The organism is Cellulosimicrobium sp. EB106-03-01-XG111 (assembly GCF_058792115.1).
Map to the genome: position 1 here is coordinate 1 of NZ_JBYTEQ010000015.1, position 14,776 is coordinate 14,776.

The 14,776-nt window shown below is 74.8% G+C and carries 13 protein-coding genes and 2 tRNA genes; 6 read left to right on the plus strand and 9 right to left on the minus strand.

Going from position 1 to position 14,776, the window contains the following annotated elements:
- Nucleotides 1-77: 77 nt before the first annotated feature.
- The 5 genes from AC3WT4_RS12245 to AC3WT4_RS12265 all read right to left on the minus strand — a co-directional run bounded on the left by AC3WT4_RS12245 (nt 78) and on the right by AC3WT4_RS12265 (nt 4,354).
- A complete protein-coding gene (locus AC3WT4_RS12245; RefSeq protein ID WP_074810524.1) occupies nt 78-794 on the minus strand; it encodes an ATP-dependent Clp protease proteolytic subunit in 717 nt (238 codons plus the stop codon).
- Nucleotides 795-831: 37 nt separating this feature from the next.
- Nucleotides 832-1,479 carry an ATP-dependent Clp protease proteolytic subunit gene (locus tag AC3WT4_RS12250; RefSeq protein ID WP_044144211.1) on the minus strand — a complete coding sequence of 216 codons (648 nt, stop codon included), beginning with the start codon at nt 1,477-1,479 and terminating at the stop codon, nt 832-834.
- 241 nt (nt 1,480-1,720) lie between these two features.
- On the minus strand, nt 1,721-3,130 hold the full coding sequence (gene tig, locus AC3WT4_RS12255; RefSeq protein ID WP_492315556.1) for a trigger factor: 1,410 nt from the start codon (nt 3,128-3,130) through the stop codon (nt 1,721-1,723).
- A gap of 95 nt (nt 3,131-3,225) precedes the next feature.
- Nucleotides 3,226-4,194: a DMT family transporter gene (locus AC3WT4_RS12260; RefSeq protein WP_492315557.1), complete on the minus strand. Its 969-nt coding sequence runs from the start codon at nt 4,192-4,194 to the stop codon at nt 3,226-3,228.
- An 86-nt stretch (nt 4,195-4,280) separates the two neighbouring features.
- A tRNA-Pro gene (locus tag AC3WT4_RS12265) sits at nt 4,281-4,354 on the minus strand.
- A 204-nt stretch (nt 4,355-4,558) separates the two neighbouring features.
- Between AC3WT4_RS12265 and AC3WT4_RS12270 the strand changes: the two genes are divergently transcribed.
- The 4 genes from AC3WT4_RS12270 (at nt 4,559) to AC3WT4_RS12285 (ending at nt 7,874) form a co-directional block, all read left to right on the plus strand.
- Nucleotides 4,559-4,629: transfer RNA gene (locus tag AC3WT4_RS12270), tRNA-Gly, on the plus strand.
- A 448-nt stretch (nt 4,630-5,077) separates the two neighbouring features.
- On the plus strand, nt 5,078-6,013 hold the full coding sequence (gene cysK / locus AC3WT4_RS12275; RefSeq protein WP_492315558.1) for a cysteine synthase A: 936 nt from the start codon (nt 5,078-5,080) through the stop codon (nt 6,011-6,013).
- Between the two features lies 1 nt (nt 6,014).
- Nucleotides 6,015-6,644 carry a serine O-acetyltransferase EpsC gene (gene epsC, locus AC3WT4_RS12280; RefSeq protein WP_255180981.1) on the plus strand — a complete coding sequence of 210 codons (630 nt, stop codon included), beginning with the start codon at nt 6,015-6,017 and terminating at the stop codon, nt 6,642-6,644.
- Between the two features lie 180 nt (nt 6,645-6,824).
- Complete coding sequence (locus tag AC3WT4_RS12285) at nt 6,825-7,874, plus strand: LLM class F420-dependent oxidoreductase (RefSeq protein WP_492315559.1); 1,050 nt, start codon at nt 6,825-6,827, stop codon at nt 7,872-7,874.
- 15 nt (nt 7,875-7,889) lie between these two features.
- Here AC3WT4_RS12285 and AC3WT4_RS12290 read toward each other — a convergent pair whose 3' ends face one another.
- Entirely contained in the window at nt 7,890-8,282 is a 393-nt protein-coding gene (locus AC3WT4_RS12290) for an MGMT family protein (protein WP_492315560.1), read from the minus strand.
- Nucleotides 8,283-8,349: 67 nt separating this feature from the next.
- Here AC3WT4_RS12290 and AC3WT4_RS12295 point away from each other — a divergent pair, with 67 nt between their 5' ends.
- The gene (locus AC3WT4_RS12295) at nt 8,350-9,690 is read left to right on the plus strand and encodes a GNAT family N-acetyltransferase (RefSeq protein WP_492315561.1); all 1,341 of its coding nucleotides are present in this window, start codon (nt 8,350-8,352) and stop codon (nt 9,688-9,690) included.
- Nucleotides 9,691-9,727: 37 nt separating this feature from the next.
- Here AC3WT4_RS12295 and AC3WT4_RS12300 read toward each other — a convergent pair whose 3' ends face one another.
- Together AC3WT4_RS12300 and AC3WT4_RS12305 are read right to left on the minus strand one after the other, a co-directional pair.
- Nucleotides 9,728-10,759 carry an Fpg/Nei family DNA glycosylase gene (locus AC3WT4_RS12300; protein ID WP_492315562.1) on the minus strand — a complete coding sequence of 344 codons (1,032 nt, stop codon included), beginning with the start codon at nt 10,757-10,759 and terminating at the stop codon, nt 9,728-9,730.
- A 1-nt stretch (nt 10,760) separates the two neighbouring features.
- A complete protein-coding gene (locus AC3WT4_RS12305; protein WP_074810546.1) occupies nt 10,761-11,222 on the minus strand; it encodes a ribose-5-phosphate isomerase in 462 nt (153 codons plus the stop codon).
- Nucleotides 11,223-11,282: 60 nt separating this feature from the next.
- On the opposite strand from AC3WT4_RS12305, the gene AC3WT4_RS12310 reads away from it, so the two are divergent.
- Complete coding sequence (locus tag AC3WT4_RS12310; RefSeq protein WP_492315563.1) at nt 11,283-13,337, plus strand: M13 family metallopeptidase; 2,055 nt, start codon at nt 11,283-11,285, stop codon at nt 13,335-13,337.
- Nucleotides 13,338-13,405: 68 nt separating this feature from the next.
- Here AC3WT4_RS12310 and AC3WT4_RS12315 read toward each other — a convergent pair whose 3' ends face one another.
- Nucleotides 13,406-14,590: a hypothetical protein gene (locus AC3WT4_RS12315; RefSeq protein ID WP_492315564.1), complete on the minus strand. Its 1,185-nt coding sequence runs from the start codon at nt 14,588-14,590 to the stop codon at nt 13,406-13,408.
- Nucleotides 14,591-14,776 lie beyond the last annotated feature (186 nt).

Genomic DNA, 14,776 nt, shown 5'->3' on the forward strand with positions numbered 1-14,776 from the left:
CTCCCCCGGCGCTGGATCTTTGTCCCGCTACTTCCCCGGGGGGACGGGTTCCCCGGCGCGTGGTCAGGCGTGCCGGGTCACGGCTTGTTGATCGCGACAGCCTTGCGGCTCTCGAGGACCTGGTCCACGAGGCCGTACTCCTTCGCCTGCTCGGCGGTGAGGATCTTGTCGCGCTCGATGTCCTGGCGAACCTGCTCGACCGACTTGCCCGAGTGCAGCGCGAGGGTGTCCTCGAGCCACTCGCGCATGCGGATGAGCTCGTTCGCGTGGATCTCGATGTCGGACGCCTGCGCGTAGCCGCCGCCCTCCATCGCGGGCTGGTGGATGAGCACGCGCGCGTTCGGGAGCGCGAGCCGCTTGCCCGGCTGGCCCGCGGCGAGCAGCACGGCCGCGGCGGAGGCCGCCTGGCCGAGGCAGACCGTCTGGATCTGCGGCTTGATGTACTGCATCGTGTCGTAGAGCGCGGTCATCGCGGTGAACGACCCGCCCGGCGAGTTGATGTAGAGGATGACGTCGCGGTCCGGGTCCTGGCTCTCGAGCACGAGGAGCTGGGCCATGACGTCGTCCGCGGACGCGTCGTCGACCTGGACACCCAGGAAGATGATGCGGTCCTCGAACAGCTTGGTGTAGGGGTCCTGCCGCTTGAAGCCGTAGGCCGTGCGCTCCTCGAACTGCGGGAGCACGTAGCGGGCGGACGGCGCGCCGCCCGGCAGGGCGACGCCGCCGGGGCGGGCCGCGGGGCCGGCGAGGCGCTGGGCGGTGGACAGGTACTGGGACTCGGCGCTGAAGCTCACGGGTTCTCCTCGGTGAAGTCTGGTGTCCGGTGCGGGGTCAGGAACCCGTGGTGCCGCCGCCGCCGGTCACGGACGACGCGTTGGTGACGACGTGGTCGATGAAGCCGTACTCCAGCGCCTCCTGCGCGGTGAACCAGCTGTCCCGGTCGTTGTCCTTGAGGATCTGCTCGAGCGGCTTGCCGGTCTGCTCGGCCGTGAGCTCGGAGAGCACCTGCTTCATGTGCATGATGAGCTGCGCGTTGATGCGCACGTCCGTCGCGGTACCGCCGATGCCACCGGACGGCTGGTGCATCATGACGCGCGCGTGCGGCGTCGCGTACCGCTTGCCCTTGGTGCCGGACGACAGCAGGAACTGCCCCATCGAGGCCGCCATGCCCATGGCGATCGTCGCGACGTCGGGCTGGATGTACTGCATGGTGTCGTAGATCGCCATGCCCGCCGTGATCGAGCCGCCGGGCGAGTTGATGTACAGCCAGATGTCCTTGTCCGGGTCCTCCGCGGCGAGCAGCATCATCTGGGCGCAGATGGCGTTCGCGTTCTCGTCGCGCACCTCCGAGCCGAGCCAGATGATGCGCTCCTTGAGGAGCCGGTTGTAGATGGAGTCGTTGAGTCCGAGGCCCGGACCCTCGGCGCGGTTCACCGGGGCCGTCGCGTCGGACGGCAGGTACAGCTCGTTCACATCCATCTCCTTCGTCGCTCCCGCGGGTCGCCCCCGCCTGCGCTGCCCTGGCCGGCCGGGAGGGCGTCCCGGTCCAGCCGTGCTGCAGTGACCCTAACGCGGTCCGTGCCCGCCGTTCGTCCCGGCGGGCCGCGTTTTCGCTGACGGCGCACCAGGTGCGCCGACCCTCGCCGACGACGACGGCCCGCACCCTCGCGCGGAGGGTGCGGGCCGTCGTGGGGACCGTCCGGCCGGGGCCGTTGAGGCGTCAGGCCTTGGTCGCGTCCTTCTCGTCGTCCTCGACCGGGGCGTCGGCCGCAGGGGCGGCGGAGTCGTCCGCGAGCGCCTCCTCGACCGGCTCACCGGCGACGTCCCCGACGGGCTCGTCCGCGGCGGCGTCCTCGTCGTCCGAGCCGATGAACTCGGTCAGGTCCACCACGTTGCCGGCGGTGTCCTTGACCTCGATCTGGCGCAGCGCGACGGCGAGCGACTTGGAGCGCGCGACCTCGCCGACCATCGCGGGGATCTGCCCGCCCTGGTCGAGCGACTGGATGAACTGGTTCGGGTCCATCCCGTACTGGCGCGAGGCGCTCACGAGGTACTCGAGGAGCTCGTTCTGCGCGACCTTGATCTCGAGCTGCTCGGCGAGCGTGTCGAGCAGGATCTGGTTGCGCAGGGCGTCGGTCGCCTCGACCGTGACCTCGGCGCGGTGCGTGTCGTCCTCCAGGCGGCCCTCGGACTCGAGGTGGCGGTGCACCTCGGCCTCGACGGCGCCCGCGGGGACGGGGATCTCGACGGCGTCGTTGAGCGCCTTGAGCAGCTCGTCGCGCGCCGCGACGGCCTGGTTCGACGTCTTGATGCTCGCGACCTGCTCGCGCAGGTCCGCGGTGAGCTCCTCGAGCGTGTCGAACTCGGAGGCGAGCTGGGCGAAGTCGTCGTCGGCCTCGGGGAGGTCGCGCTGCTTCACGGAGGTGGCGGTGACGGTGACCGCGGCCTCCTTGCCCTCGTGCTCGCCGCCGGCCAGCGGCGCGTTGAACGTGGTCGTCTCCTCGGCGGACAGGCCGGTGAGCGCCTCGTCGAGGCCCTCGAGCATGTTGCCCGAGCCGATCTGGTAGCTGACGCCGGAGACGGAGTCGACCTCCTCGCCGTCGATCTCGGCCTTCAGGTCGAGCACGACGAAGTCGCCCTCGGCCGCGGGGCGGTCGACGCCGACGAGGGTGCCGAAGCGCTCGCGCAGCGCGTCGAGGCGCTCGGTGACGTCCTCGTCCGTGACCTCGGCAGGCTCGACGGTGATCGCGAGCGAGTCGAGCGCGGGCAGCGTGATCTCGGGGCGGACCTCGACCTCGGCGGTGAAGACCAGCTGACCCTCGCCGGCCTTCGCCGGGATCTCGGTGACCTCGACCTCGGGCTGGCCGAGGGGGCGCAGGTTCTCCTCGCTCGCGGCCTGGCGGTAGAAGCCGGAGAGCGCGTCGTTGACGGCGTGCTCGATCACGGCGCCCCAGCCGACGCGCTGGTCGATGACGCGGGGCGGGACCTTGCCCTTGCGGAAGCCGGGGATGTTCACCTGCTCCGCGATGTGCTTGTAGGCGTGGTCGATGCTCGGCTTGAGCTCGTCGTACTCCACCTCGACGGTCAGCTTGACCTTGGTGGGGTCCAGGGTCTCGACGGCGCTCTTCACTTCGATGATCTCCAACTGATCGGGGCGGGCCGGGGACGGCCGGGGACGGCACCGCACGCGGGCGTACGGGCAACCGTGCCATCGTACGCGAACGGTCAAGCGCGCTCGACGCGACGGCTCGGCCGTGGCGCCCGTCGCGGCACGGCGAGCAGCACCGCGAGCGCCACGACCGCCGTCGCCGCGACGGTCGGCCACCGCAGGCCGACCGCGCCGACCGCGTCGAGGAGCACCGCCATGACCATCTGCCCGCCGACGACGGTCAGCGTGAGGACGAACGTGCCGAGGTGCCGGACGGCGAACGCGGCCGCGACGGTGACGAGGGTCCCCAGGGGGCCGCCGAGGTAGAGCCACCACTGCGCCGGGAGGGTGACGCCGTCGAGCAGCCCGAGGGGGACGCCGAGCGTGCACACGAGCGTGATGCCGGCGAGGCCGCCGGTGACCGAGGTGAGGGTCGCCACGACGGGGTCGCCCGTGAGCTCCGTGACACGGCCGTTGCCGGCCTGCTGGCCGCACAGGACCGCCCCGCCGACGAAGAGCGCCGCACCGGCCGCGACCACCGCCCACCCGGGGCCGCCCGCGCTGCTGCCGAGCACCGCGATCCCGAGCCCCGCCACCGCGGCGAGGCCCGCTCCCGCGCGGCGCGGGGTGAGCCGCAGGGGCGCGGGCAGCCCGACGCCCCGCGCGTCGAGCGCGAGCCCGGCGACGGTCTGGCCGGCCACGGCGCAGACCGAGGCGACCGCGACCCCGACGAGCGGGATCCCCGCGGCCATCGCGACGACGATCGGCACGCTGCACAGCCCGACCGCGAACCACCACCACGAGGCGGTCGAGCGCACGACGGCGAGCGTCGACCGGGTACGGCGGCGGAGGACGATCACGAGCACGGTCCCCAGGAGGGTGCCCACGTAGGAGAGCCAGGCTGCGAGGACGGGTCCCGTGCCCGCGGCGCCGAGATCTCCGTTGAGGCGCCCCTGGAGCGAGAGCACCGCGCCGCTCCCGGCGGCGACGAGCGCGGCGGCGGTGACGCGGGCCGCCGGGCCGGCGGGCGCGAAGGCCTCGCTCAACGGGCACCTCCTGGGGACCGGGGCCGCCGCGACGGCCCGGACGTCGGCGACGTCCCGCGACGCCCCCGCAGGGCGCCGCGCGAAGGTCGGGGTGACAGGATTTGAACCTGCGACCTTCCGCTCCCAAAGCGGACGCGCTACCAACCTGCGCCACACCCCGTCGTCCGCCGCGGCGGGCGGACCAGGGGCAAGTGTACTGGCGGGACGGTGCGCCACCGACGGCGCCGGCCGCGCACGGACGCGCAGGGCGACGACGCGGGCACCGGCCGCCCGCCGACGTTTGCTAGGGTGGCGGCCGCAGGTCGGTGGCACGCCGTCCCGGGCGGCCGCACAGGCCGACCATCGGACGCATCGCACGGCCCGCGCGGGCGTAGCTCAATGGTAGAGCCCCAGTCTTCCAAACTGGCTACGCGGGTTCGATTCCCGTCGCCCGCTCCGATCGTCCTCGACACCACGGGCGCCCCGCCTCCACGGCCGGGCGCCCGTCGTCGTCCCGGGCCCCGCGGACGGCGTTGCAGGGCCGCGCCGCGGACCGATAGCCTCAGGGCACGCGCGCCGTCGGCACACCCGGAGCTCCGGGCGGCTCCCGGCGCGACCGACCAGGAGGAGCGAGGAATGACCGCGACGACCGCGCGTCCTGCATCGCTGCACCGCGCCACGCCGCGCACCTCCTGTTGTCGCTGTCTCGGCTGCCGCTGACGACGGCCGTCCCCGCGTGCCCTGCACGCCCGCGCACGTCCCTCGTCCCGCCCGAGCCCGTCCCGTCGTCCGCGCGCGCCCGCGCCGCCCCCGCGAGACGCTGGACCCCGGCCACCGGGCGCGCCCCGCTCCCCATCGGTACCCCCACCTGGCTCACCCCGAGCCGTCGACAGAAGAGGAAGACATGGCACGCATCTACGACGACGTCACGCAGCTCGTCGGCAACACCCCGCTGGTCCGGCTCAACAAGCTCACCGAGGGGCTCGGCGCCACCGTGGTGGGCAAGCTCGAGTTCTACAACCCCGCCAACTCGGTCAAGGACCGCATCGGCGTCGCGATCATCGACGCCGCCGAGGCGTCCGGCGAGCTGAAGCCCGGCGGGACGATCGTCGAGGCGACGTCGGGCAACACCGGCATCGCGCTCGCGATGGTGGGTGCGGCGCGCGGGTACGACGTCGTGCTGACGATGCCGGAGACGATGTCGAAGGAGCGCCGCGCGCTGCTGCGCGCGTTCGGTGCGGAGCTCATCCTCACGCCGGGCTCCGAGGGCATGAAGGGCGCCGTCAGCCGCGCCGACGAGATCGTCGCCGAGCGCGAGGGCGCGATCCTCGCCCGCCAGTTCGCCAACGAGGCGAACCCGGAGATCCACCGCCGCACGACGGCCGAGGAGATCTGGGCCGACACCGACGGCGCGGTGGACATCGTCGTCGCGGGCATCGGCACGGGCGGCACCATCACGGGCGTGGGTCAGGTGCTCAAGGAGCGCAAGCCCGACGTGCAGATCGTCGCGGTCGAGCCCGAGGAGTCGGCCATCCTCAACGGCGGCCAGCCCGGCCCGCACAAGATCCAGGGCATCGGCGCGAACTTCGTGCCGGAGATCCTCGACACCTCGGTCTACGACGAGGTGATCGACGTCAACGCCGAGACGGCCGTCGAGTACGCGCGCCGCGCCGCCAAGGAGGAGGGCCTGCTCGTCGGCATCTCGTCGGGCGCGGCGATCGCGGCGGCGCTGCAGCTCGCCGCGCGTCCCGAGAACGCGGGCAAGCTCATCGTGACGATCATCCCGTCGTTCGGCGAGCGCTACCTGTCCTCCGTCCTCTACGCCGACCTGCTGGACTGACGTGACCGACCCCCACCCCCGCGCACGGACGGCCGGCCACCGGCTGCGCCGGTTCGTGCGCGTGCTCGGCGAGGACCTCGAGGCGGCCCGACGGCGGGACCCCGCCGCGCGCAGCCGCCTCGAGGTCGCTCTCGCGTACCCCGGCGTGCACGCCGTGTGGGCCTACCGGCTCGCGCACCGCATGTGGCGCGAGCCGCTGCTGCGCCTGCCGGCACGCCTCGTGTCGCAGGCGGCGCGGGCGCTCACCGGCGTGGAGATCCACCCCGGGGCGCGCATCGGCCGACGGCTGTTCATCGACCACGGGATGGGCGTCGTCGTGGGCGAGACCGCCGTGGTCGGCGACGACGTCGTGCTGTTCCACACGTCGACGCTCGGCGGGCGCTCGATGAAGCGGGGCAAGCGCCACCCCACGCTCGGCGACCGCGTCGTCGTCGGAGCCGGGGCGAAGATCCTCGGCCCGGTGTGGGTCGGGGACGACGTCCAGGTCGGGGCCAACGCCGTCGTCGTCAAGGACGTGCCCGCGGGCGCCGTCGCCGTCGGCGTGCCGGCCACGGTCCGGATGCCGGCGGGCACGCCCGCCGCGCGCGAGACCGTCGAGGACCCGTCGCTCCTCATCGAGTACGTCATCTGAGGGGGCCGCGAGGGCGCGCCCGGATCGGCTAGTGTGGTCGCGGGCGGTACCTGAGACCGTGCGTACCGGATACCCCCCTGCCCGGTACGCCCTCGGGTGCCGCCCGCTCACCGCCGGCCGCGACCGCCCGTCCGCGGCAGCCCGGCCCGGCACCACGACCCTCGACGAGGAGGAGCGCGCATGCGCCTCGGCATCCACACCGGCTACTGGTCGGCCGGTCCCCCCGACGGCATCCAGGACGCGATCGTGGCGGCCGACCGCCTCGGCGTCGACTCGGTCTGGACCGCGGAGGCCTACGGCTCCGACGCGTTCACGCCGCTCGCGTGGTGGGGCTCGCGCACGTCCCGCATCCGTCTCGGGACGGCCGTCGCGCAGGTCTCCGCACGCACCCCGACCGCGACGGCGATGGCCGCGCTGACGATGGACCACCTCTCGGGCGGCCGGTTCGTCCTCGGCCTCGGCGTCTCCGGGCCGCAGGTGGTCGAGGGCTGGTACGGCCAGCCGTACGCGAAGCCGCTCGCGCGCACGCGCGAGTACGTGCAGGTCGTGCGCGACGTCCTGCGCCGGGAGTCGCCCGTGACGTCGTCCGGGCCGCACTACCCGCTCCCCCTGCCCGACGGCGTCGGGACGGGCCTGGGCAAGCCGCTGCGCTCGACCGTCCACCCGCTGCGCGCCGACCTCCCGATCCACCTCGCGGCCGAGGGGCCCAAGAACATCGCGCTCGCGGCCGAGATCGCGGACGGGTGGCTCCCGCTGTTCTACTCGCCGCGCATGGACGCCACGTTCCGCGAGCTCCTCGCCGACGGCTTCGCGCGGCGCGCGCCCGACCGCTCGCCCGAGTCGGCGTTCGAGGTGAGCGCGACCGTCCCCGTCGTCGTGCGCGAGCACGTCGAGCAGGCGGCGGACCAGGTGCGCCCGTTCCTCGCGCTGTACGTCGGCGGGATGGGCGCCAAGGGCGCGAACTTCCACCGCGACGCGCTCGACCGCCTCGGGTACGCCGAGGCGTGCGACGAGATCCAGGCGCACTACCTCGCGGGCCGCAAGGACCTCGCGGCCGCCGCGGTCCCGACGTCGATGGTCGAGGACGTCGCGCTCGTGGGGCCGCCCGAGAAGATCGCGCGCGACCTCGCGGCGTGGCGCGAGACGGCGGTGACGACGCTCCTCGTCCAGGGCGACGCGACGGCCGTGCAGACGCTCGCCCCGCTCCTCGCGGCCCCGACCCCGGGCTGATCCCGACCGCGGCGGTCAGTCGTCGGCGCCGGGGAACCAGACGGCGCGGCGCAGGTCCACACGACGCCCGTCGCGCGACAGCGGGCACCCCTCGGCGCGGAGCTCCGCGAGCGCCGCGTCGAGGTGGTGCGCGGGCGGCGACCCCGCCGCGTTGACGATCCGCCACCACGGGACCGGGGCGCCGTCGTCGTCCACCCCGGACGACCCGGCGAGCACCTGCCCGACCTGGCGCGGGCCGCCGCGCCCCAGCGACTCCGCGACGATCTCCGCGACGAGCCCGTAGGTCATGGCCCGCGCGGGCGGGACGCGCCGCACGAGGTCGAGCACCGCGGTCGCGTACTCCTGGGCGAGGGCCCGGGGGTCGGCGCGGTCGTCGTCGCCGCCGCGTCCGGGGGTGCGTCGTGCCATGGCGCCCGACCCTAGCCGTCGCGAATGTCCTGGCGCGCGCACGGCCCGGGACAGGAGGATCGGGGGCATGAACGACCACCGACCCGCCCGCCTCCCCGACGGCTACGAGATCGTCCCCCTCACGTCCGCCGACCTGCGCGACGTGCTCGACCTCGACACGACCACGTTCCCCTCCCCGGTCGAGGTCGACGAGCTCGTCGACCTCCCGTTCCCGCTCACGTGGGAGCGCGCGCTCGGCGTGACGGTCGAGCGCGAGGACGTCGACGCGCCGCCGGTCGACGGCGCGCGCCCCGTGCGGCACGAGCTCGTGGCGATGCACGCGTCGTACCCGTTCGCGCGCTTCCCGGTCCCCGGGGCGACCGCGCCGGTCGCGGGCCTCACCTGGGTGGGCGTCCACCCCGCGCACCGGCGGCGCGGCATCCTCAGCGCGATGATCGACACGCACCTCGCCCGGTGCCGCGAGCGGGGCGAGCCGGTCTCGGCGCTCTTCGCGGCGGAGGCGGCCATCTACGGCCGCTTCGGGTACGGCAAGGCGGCCGACGACGTGCGGCTCACCGTCCCGCGCGGCGTCGCGCTGCGCGACGTCCCGGGCGCGGAGCGGCACACCGTCCGGATCGAGCGCGCGGACCGCGCGCGGCACGGCGAGCTCGTCGCGACGATCCACGAGCGCGCGGGCGCCGACCCGACGGGCCAGGGCGCGGGCATCAACCGTCCGGGGTGGGCGACGCGCGAGACGCCCGAGCTCCAGGCGACGTTCTGGGACGACGCCAAGGTGTGGCGCAAGGACCGCGAGCCCACGCGCATCGCGGTCGTCGAGCTCGACGGCGAGCCGCGCGGGTACGCGCGCTTCCACCGCAAGCTCTCGTGGGAGGCGACGGGCCCGCGCGGCCCGGTGAGCACGGGCGAGGTCGTCGCGCTCGACGCCGCGGCCGCCCGCGCGCTGTGGGGCGTGCTCACCGACCTCGACCTCACGCACGAGGTGACGCCCTTCATGCTGCCCGTGGACGACGTCGTCACGAGCCTGCTCGTGGACCCGCGCTCCGCGTCGCCGCGCCTCGCGGACAACCTGTGGGTCCGGGTCGTGGACGTGCCCGGCGCGCTGGCCGCGCGCCGGTACGCCGCGGACGTCGACGTCGTCCTGCACGTGACCGACGCGCGCCTGCCCGACAACGCGGGACGCTGGCGCCTGCGGGCGGAGGCCTTCGGCGCGGTGGCGGCCGAGCGGACCGACGACGCGGCGGACGTCTCGCTCGACGTGCGCGAGCTCGGCGCGGCCTACCTGGGCGGGACGTCGCTCGCAGCCCTCGGCGCGGCGGGTCTCGTCACCGAGCACTCCCCCGGCGCGCTCGCACGCGCGAGCGCGGCCTTCGGCTGGCCCGTCGCGCCGGTGTGCAGCTGGGTGTTCTGACGCGGCGGGTGCACCCGGGTCCCGGGTGCACCCGCGGTCACGTCTGGCAGACGCCGCACCAGAAGAGGTTGCGCCCCGCGAGCTCCTTGAGCAGCACGGGCGTGCCGCACACCCGGCACGGCAGCCCGTCGCGGTGGTAGACGTAGAACGCCTCGTCCGCGGGCACGGCGCCCGGCGCGACGTCGGTGTTCTGCCGCACGCGCCGCCGCCCGGTCGCCGCGCCGTCGGGGGCGGCGCCGTCGGGGGCCAAGCCGTCGGGGGCCGTGCCGTCGTCGCGGTGCTCCGGGCGGGTCGAGACGATCGCGCCCGTGCGTGCGCCGTCGTGCATGAGCACGACGAGGTCGTCCCACAACCCGCGCAGGTCCTCCGCGGGCACGTCGCGGCCGGGCCGCATCGGGTCGAGCCCGGCCCGGAACAGCGCCTCCGCGCGGTAGATGTTCCCCACGCCCGCGACGACGTCCTGATTCATGAGGAGCAGCCCGACGGGGCTGCGCGAGCGCCGCACCGCGGCGACGAACGCGTCGCGCGCATCCGGCTCGCCGGGGCCCGGATCACGGATCGGGTCGGGCCCGAGCCGGTCCTCGACGGCACGCTTCTCGTCGGCCGTCACGACCTCGCACGCCGTCGGGCCCGTGAGGTCGGCGACCGCGTGCGCGCCGACGAGCCGGACGCGCACGGCGCCGCGCGGCGGCGGGGGCGACCAGGCGTCGTCGGGCGCGCCGGGTGCCTCCCCCGGGCCCGCCGGGACGGTCTCGCGCTCGCCGATCCGGCGCCGGGGCGCGCCGATCGCGTGCACGACGGCGGTGCTGCCGTCGCCCGCGAACGTCCACGCCCCGTAGAGACCGAGGTGCACGCGGAGCCAGCGGACGTCGTCGGACGCGGCACCCGGCGCGGCGAAGCCGAGGAACATCTGCTTGCCCCACGCCTCGCTCGCGACGAGCACGCGCCCGTCGAGCAGGGCCGCGCCGGGGGCGAACCGGCCCTGCGGGCTGCTCACCGCGAGCGGCTCGCCCGTGAAGAGCTCGCCGAAGGCGCGCGCGAGGCGGTGGACGGTGTGGCCCTCGGGCACGTCAGGCCGAGGTGCCGCGCGCCGCCTCGTACGCCGCGAGCTGGTCGATGCGGCGCTGGTGACGCGGGTCGCCGCTGAACGGCTCCGCGAGGAACGCGTCGACGAGCTCGACCGCCTCGTCCACCGAGTGCTGGCGCGCGCCCACCGCGACGACGTTCGCGTCGTTGTGCTGCCGCCCGAGGCGCGCGGTCTCCAGGTTCCAGGCGAGCGCGGCGCGCACGCCGACGACCTTGTTCGCCGCGATCTGCTCGCCGTTGCCGGAGCCGCCGATGACGACGCCCAGCGAACCGGGCTCCGCCGCCACCGCCTCGCCCGCCGCGAAGCAGAACGACGGGTAGTCGTCCTGCGCGTCGTACGTGTGGGCACCGTGGTCGACGACGTCGTGACCCGCCGCCCCCAGGTGCTCGACGAGATGGGTCTTGAGCTCGTAGCCGGCGTGGTCCGCGGCGATGTGAACGCGCATGGGCTCATCATGCCCCAGCGGGCCCCCTCGCCGCCGGGGTGAGGCCGTAGCCTGAGACGCATGACACAGACCTCCCCGACGTCCACGCCTCCGGCCTCGTCCGACACCCCCGACGCCGCGCGCTCCGGCATCGACCTCGACGCGCTGGACCCCGCCGTCCGCCCGCAGGACGACCTGTACCGCCACGTCAACGGCCGCTGGCTCGCGACGCACGAGATCCCCGCCGACCGCGCGATGGACGGCGCGTTCCGGGCGCTCTACGACCAGGCGGAGGTGCACGTCCGCGAGATCATCACGGACCTCGGGGAGCAGGTCGCGGCGGGCGGCGCGGACGTCGGGCCGGACGCCGCGAAGGTCGGGGCCCTCTACGCGAGCTTCATGGACACCGAGCGCATCGAGGCGCTCGGCACCACGCCGCTGCAGCCCGACCTCGCGCTGATCGCGTCCGCGACGACGCAGGCCGAGCTCACCGGCGCGCTCGGCGCCCTCCAGCGCACGGGCGGCGCCGGCGCCGTCGGGTTCTGGGTCGACAACGACGCGAAGGACCCCGAGCGCTACGTCGCCTACCTCTACCAGTCCGGGCTCGGCCTGCCGGACGAGGCGTACTACCGCGAGGACCAGTACGCGCCCGTGCGCGAGAAGTACGTGCCGCACGTCGCGCGCATGCTCGCGCTCGCGGGCGTGACGTCCGAGACGTGGGGCGCGACGCCCGAGGACGCCGCCGAGCGGATCATGGCGCTCGAGACGAGGCTCGCCGCGAAGCACTGGGACGTCGTGCGCGACCGCGACGCCGACCTCACCTACAACCCGCGCACGCTCACCGCGCTCGTGGAGGAGGCGCCCGGGTTCGACTGGCGTGCGTGGGTCCTCGCGCTCGGCGCGCCGCAGGGCTCGCTCGACGACGTCGTGGTGCGCGAGCCGGACTTCGCCGCCGGGTTCGCCGAGCTCTGGGCGAGCGAGCCGCTCGAGGACTGGAAGCTGTGGATGGTGTACCACCTCGTCACCGCCCGGGCGCCCTACCTCACCGACGACCTCGTCGAGGCGAACTTTGACTTCTACGGGCGCACGCTGTCGGGAGCGCAGGAGGTGCGCGAGCGCTGGAAGCGCGCCGTCTCCGTCGTCGAGGGCGCGCTCGGCGAGGCCGTCGGCGCCCAGTACGTCGCGCGGCACTTCCCGCCCGCGCACAAGGCGCGCATGGAGGAGCTCGTCGCGTCCCTCGTGGCCGCCTACCGCGAGTCGATCACGACGCTCGACTGGATGACCGACGAGACGAAGGAGAAGGCGCTCGCCAAGCTCGAGGCCTTCACGCCGAAGATCGGCTACCCCGTGCGGTGGCGCGACTACTCGGCGCTCGTCGTCGACGCGCACGACCTCGTCGGCAACGTGCGCCGCGCGCACGCGTTCGAGCAGGACCGCGAGCTCGGCAAGATCGGCCGGCCGCTCGACCGCGACGAGTGGTTCATGACGCCCCAGACGGTCAACGCCTACTACAACCCGGGCATGAACGAGATCGTCTTCCCCGCCGCGATTCTCCAGCCCCCGTTCTTCGACCCCGAGGCCGACGACGCCGTGAACTACGGCGGCATCGGCGCCGTGATCGGCCACGAGATCGGTCACGGGTTCGACGACCAGGGCTCCAAGTACGACGGCGCGGGCCGCCTCGAGGACTGGTGGACGGCGCGCGACCGCGAGGAGTTCGAGAAGCGCACGACGGCGCTCGTCGCCCAGTACGACGCGTACCGCCCCGCCCAGCTCGGCGAGGACGGCCCGCACGTCAACGGCGCGCTGACCATCGGCGAGAACATCGGCGACCTCGGCGGCCTGTCCATCGCGCTCAAGGCCTACCGCATCGCCCTCGGCCGCCCGCTGGACGAGGCGCCCGTCGTCGACGGGCTCACGGGCATCGAGCGCGTGTTCCTCGGCTGGGCCCAGGTGTGGCAGTCGAAGGGGCGGGACGAGGAGGTCGTGCGGCGCATCGCGACCGACCCGCACTCGCCCAACGAGTTCCGCTGCAACGGGGTCGTGCGCAACGTGGACGAGTTCTACCGCGCCTACGACGTGCAGCCGGGCGACGCGCTCTACCTCGCGCCCGAGGAGCGCGTGCGCATCTGGTGACGCCGGACGCACGAGGGCCCGCGGCGGGTCGTCCCGCCGCGGGCCCTCGTGCGTGGTGGTCGGTCCGGTCAGAGCGTCCGGATGCCCGCGCGCGCGATCGTGAAGCCCTTGCCCGTGGCGTCGTCGCGGCACGTCATGCCGGTCTCCGCGCTGTCGCACGTGAAGGGGCCGACCGTCTTGGACGTGCCGTAGTCGAGGATCGCGGTGTCCCCCGGCGCGGGCTGCGGCTGCTCGGCCGCGGGCACGCACGGCTGGTCGACGCTGCCGTCGGCGTCGAGGACGACCTTGTAGCCCACCGTGCCGTCGCACCCGTCCACCGGGGCGGGCTGCGCGCCGAGCTGGGCGATGACGCACGTCGCGCTGACGTCCGTCACCTCGCAGGTGATGTTCCGCGACTCGGACGCGAACGTCTCGGACACCGTGGGCTCGGCCGGCGCCGTCTCTCCCGCACCCTCCGTGGCGGACGCCGCCGGGGACGTGGGGGCCCCGCCGAGCGGTTCCTCGTCGCCGCCGCCGAGCAACGAGATCGCGAAGACGATCGCCCCGAGGACGAGCAGCGCGTCGACCACGATGAACGCGATCCACCCCGCACCCAGACGGTCCGAGCCGCGACCGCCGCCGCTCCCGCCGCGTCCGTCGCGCCCGCCGGTCGACGGGCCGGACGGCGCGCCCGTCGACGCCGCGCGCGGGGCGGCGGCGGGGGTCGCCGAGGCCGGGGGGTGGTACGCCGGCTGCTGCGACGGCGGCGTGGCCGCCGCGTAGGCGGGCTGGCCGGTCGGCTCGTACGCCGCGGGACCGCCCGCGTACGGGCCTGCCGCGGCGTACCCGGCCGACGTGTCGCCCGGCGCGTAGCCCGGACGGCCCGCGGCCGTCCCGACCGGGGCCGCGACGCCGAAGCCGTTCTGCTCGGTCGCGTAGCGCACGCGCTGCGGCGGCGCGGGGGACGGCGAGGGCACCGGGACCGCGGGCTGCGCCGCCGTCGGGAGCTGCGTGATCGGCGTGACGTGCTGGACCGTCGTCGCCTGGAAGGACGCCGCCGAGGCGACGACGGTCGGCTGGCCGTCCGCGGGCGTGGCGCGCGGTGCCTGGGCCGTGGGGCCGCTCGTCGCGGCGAAGGAGGGCAGCCCCGAGGACGCGTGCGCGGGCACGGGTGCGAACGCCGTGGTCGGCTGGGCGTCGTCACGACCGACCGCGGCCCCCGGGACGCCGCCGGGCGGCGGCGGCGGCGGTGGCACGGGTGCGTTCGGGGACATGCTCGGCTCCTCGCGGGCTTCCTCGGCGGACTCGCCCGGCGCGACCGGGCGGCGGGCGCTGCTCCTGACACCGCCCGCGAACTGACGAAGCATGGCACGAGCCACCCGCACCGGTCGAACCCCGGGAGCCCCGCGACGCCCCCGCCCCCGGGGTCTGCACGTCGTCGGCACGACGTCCGCACGAGG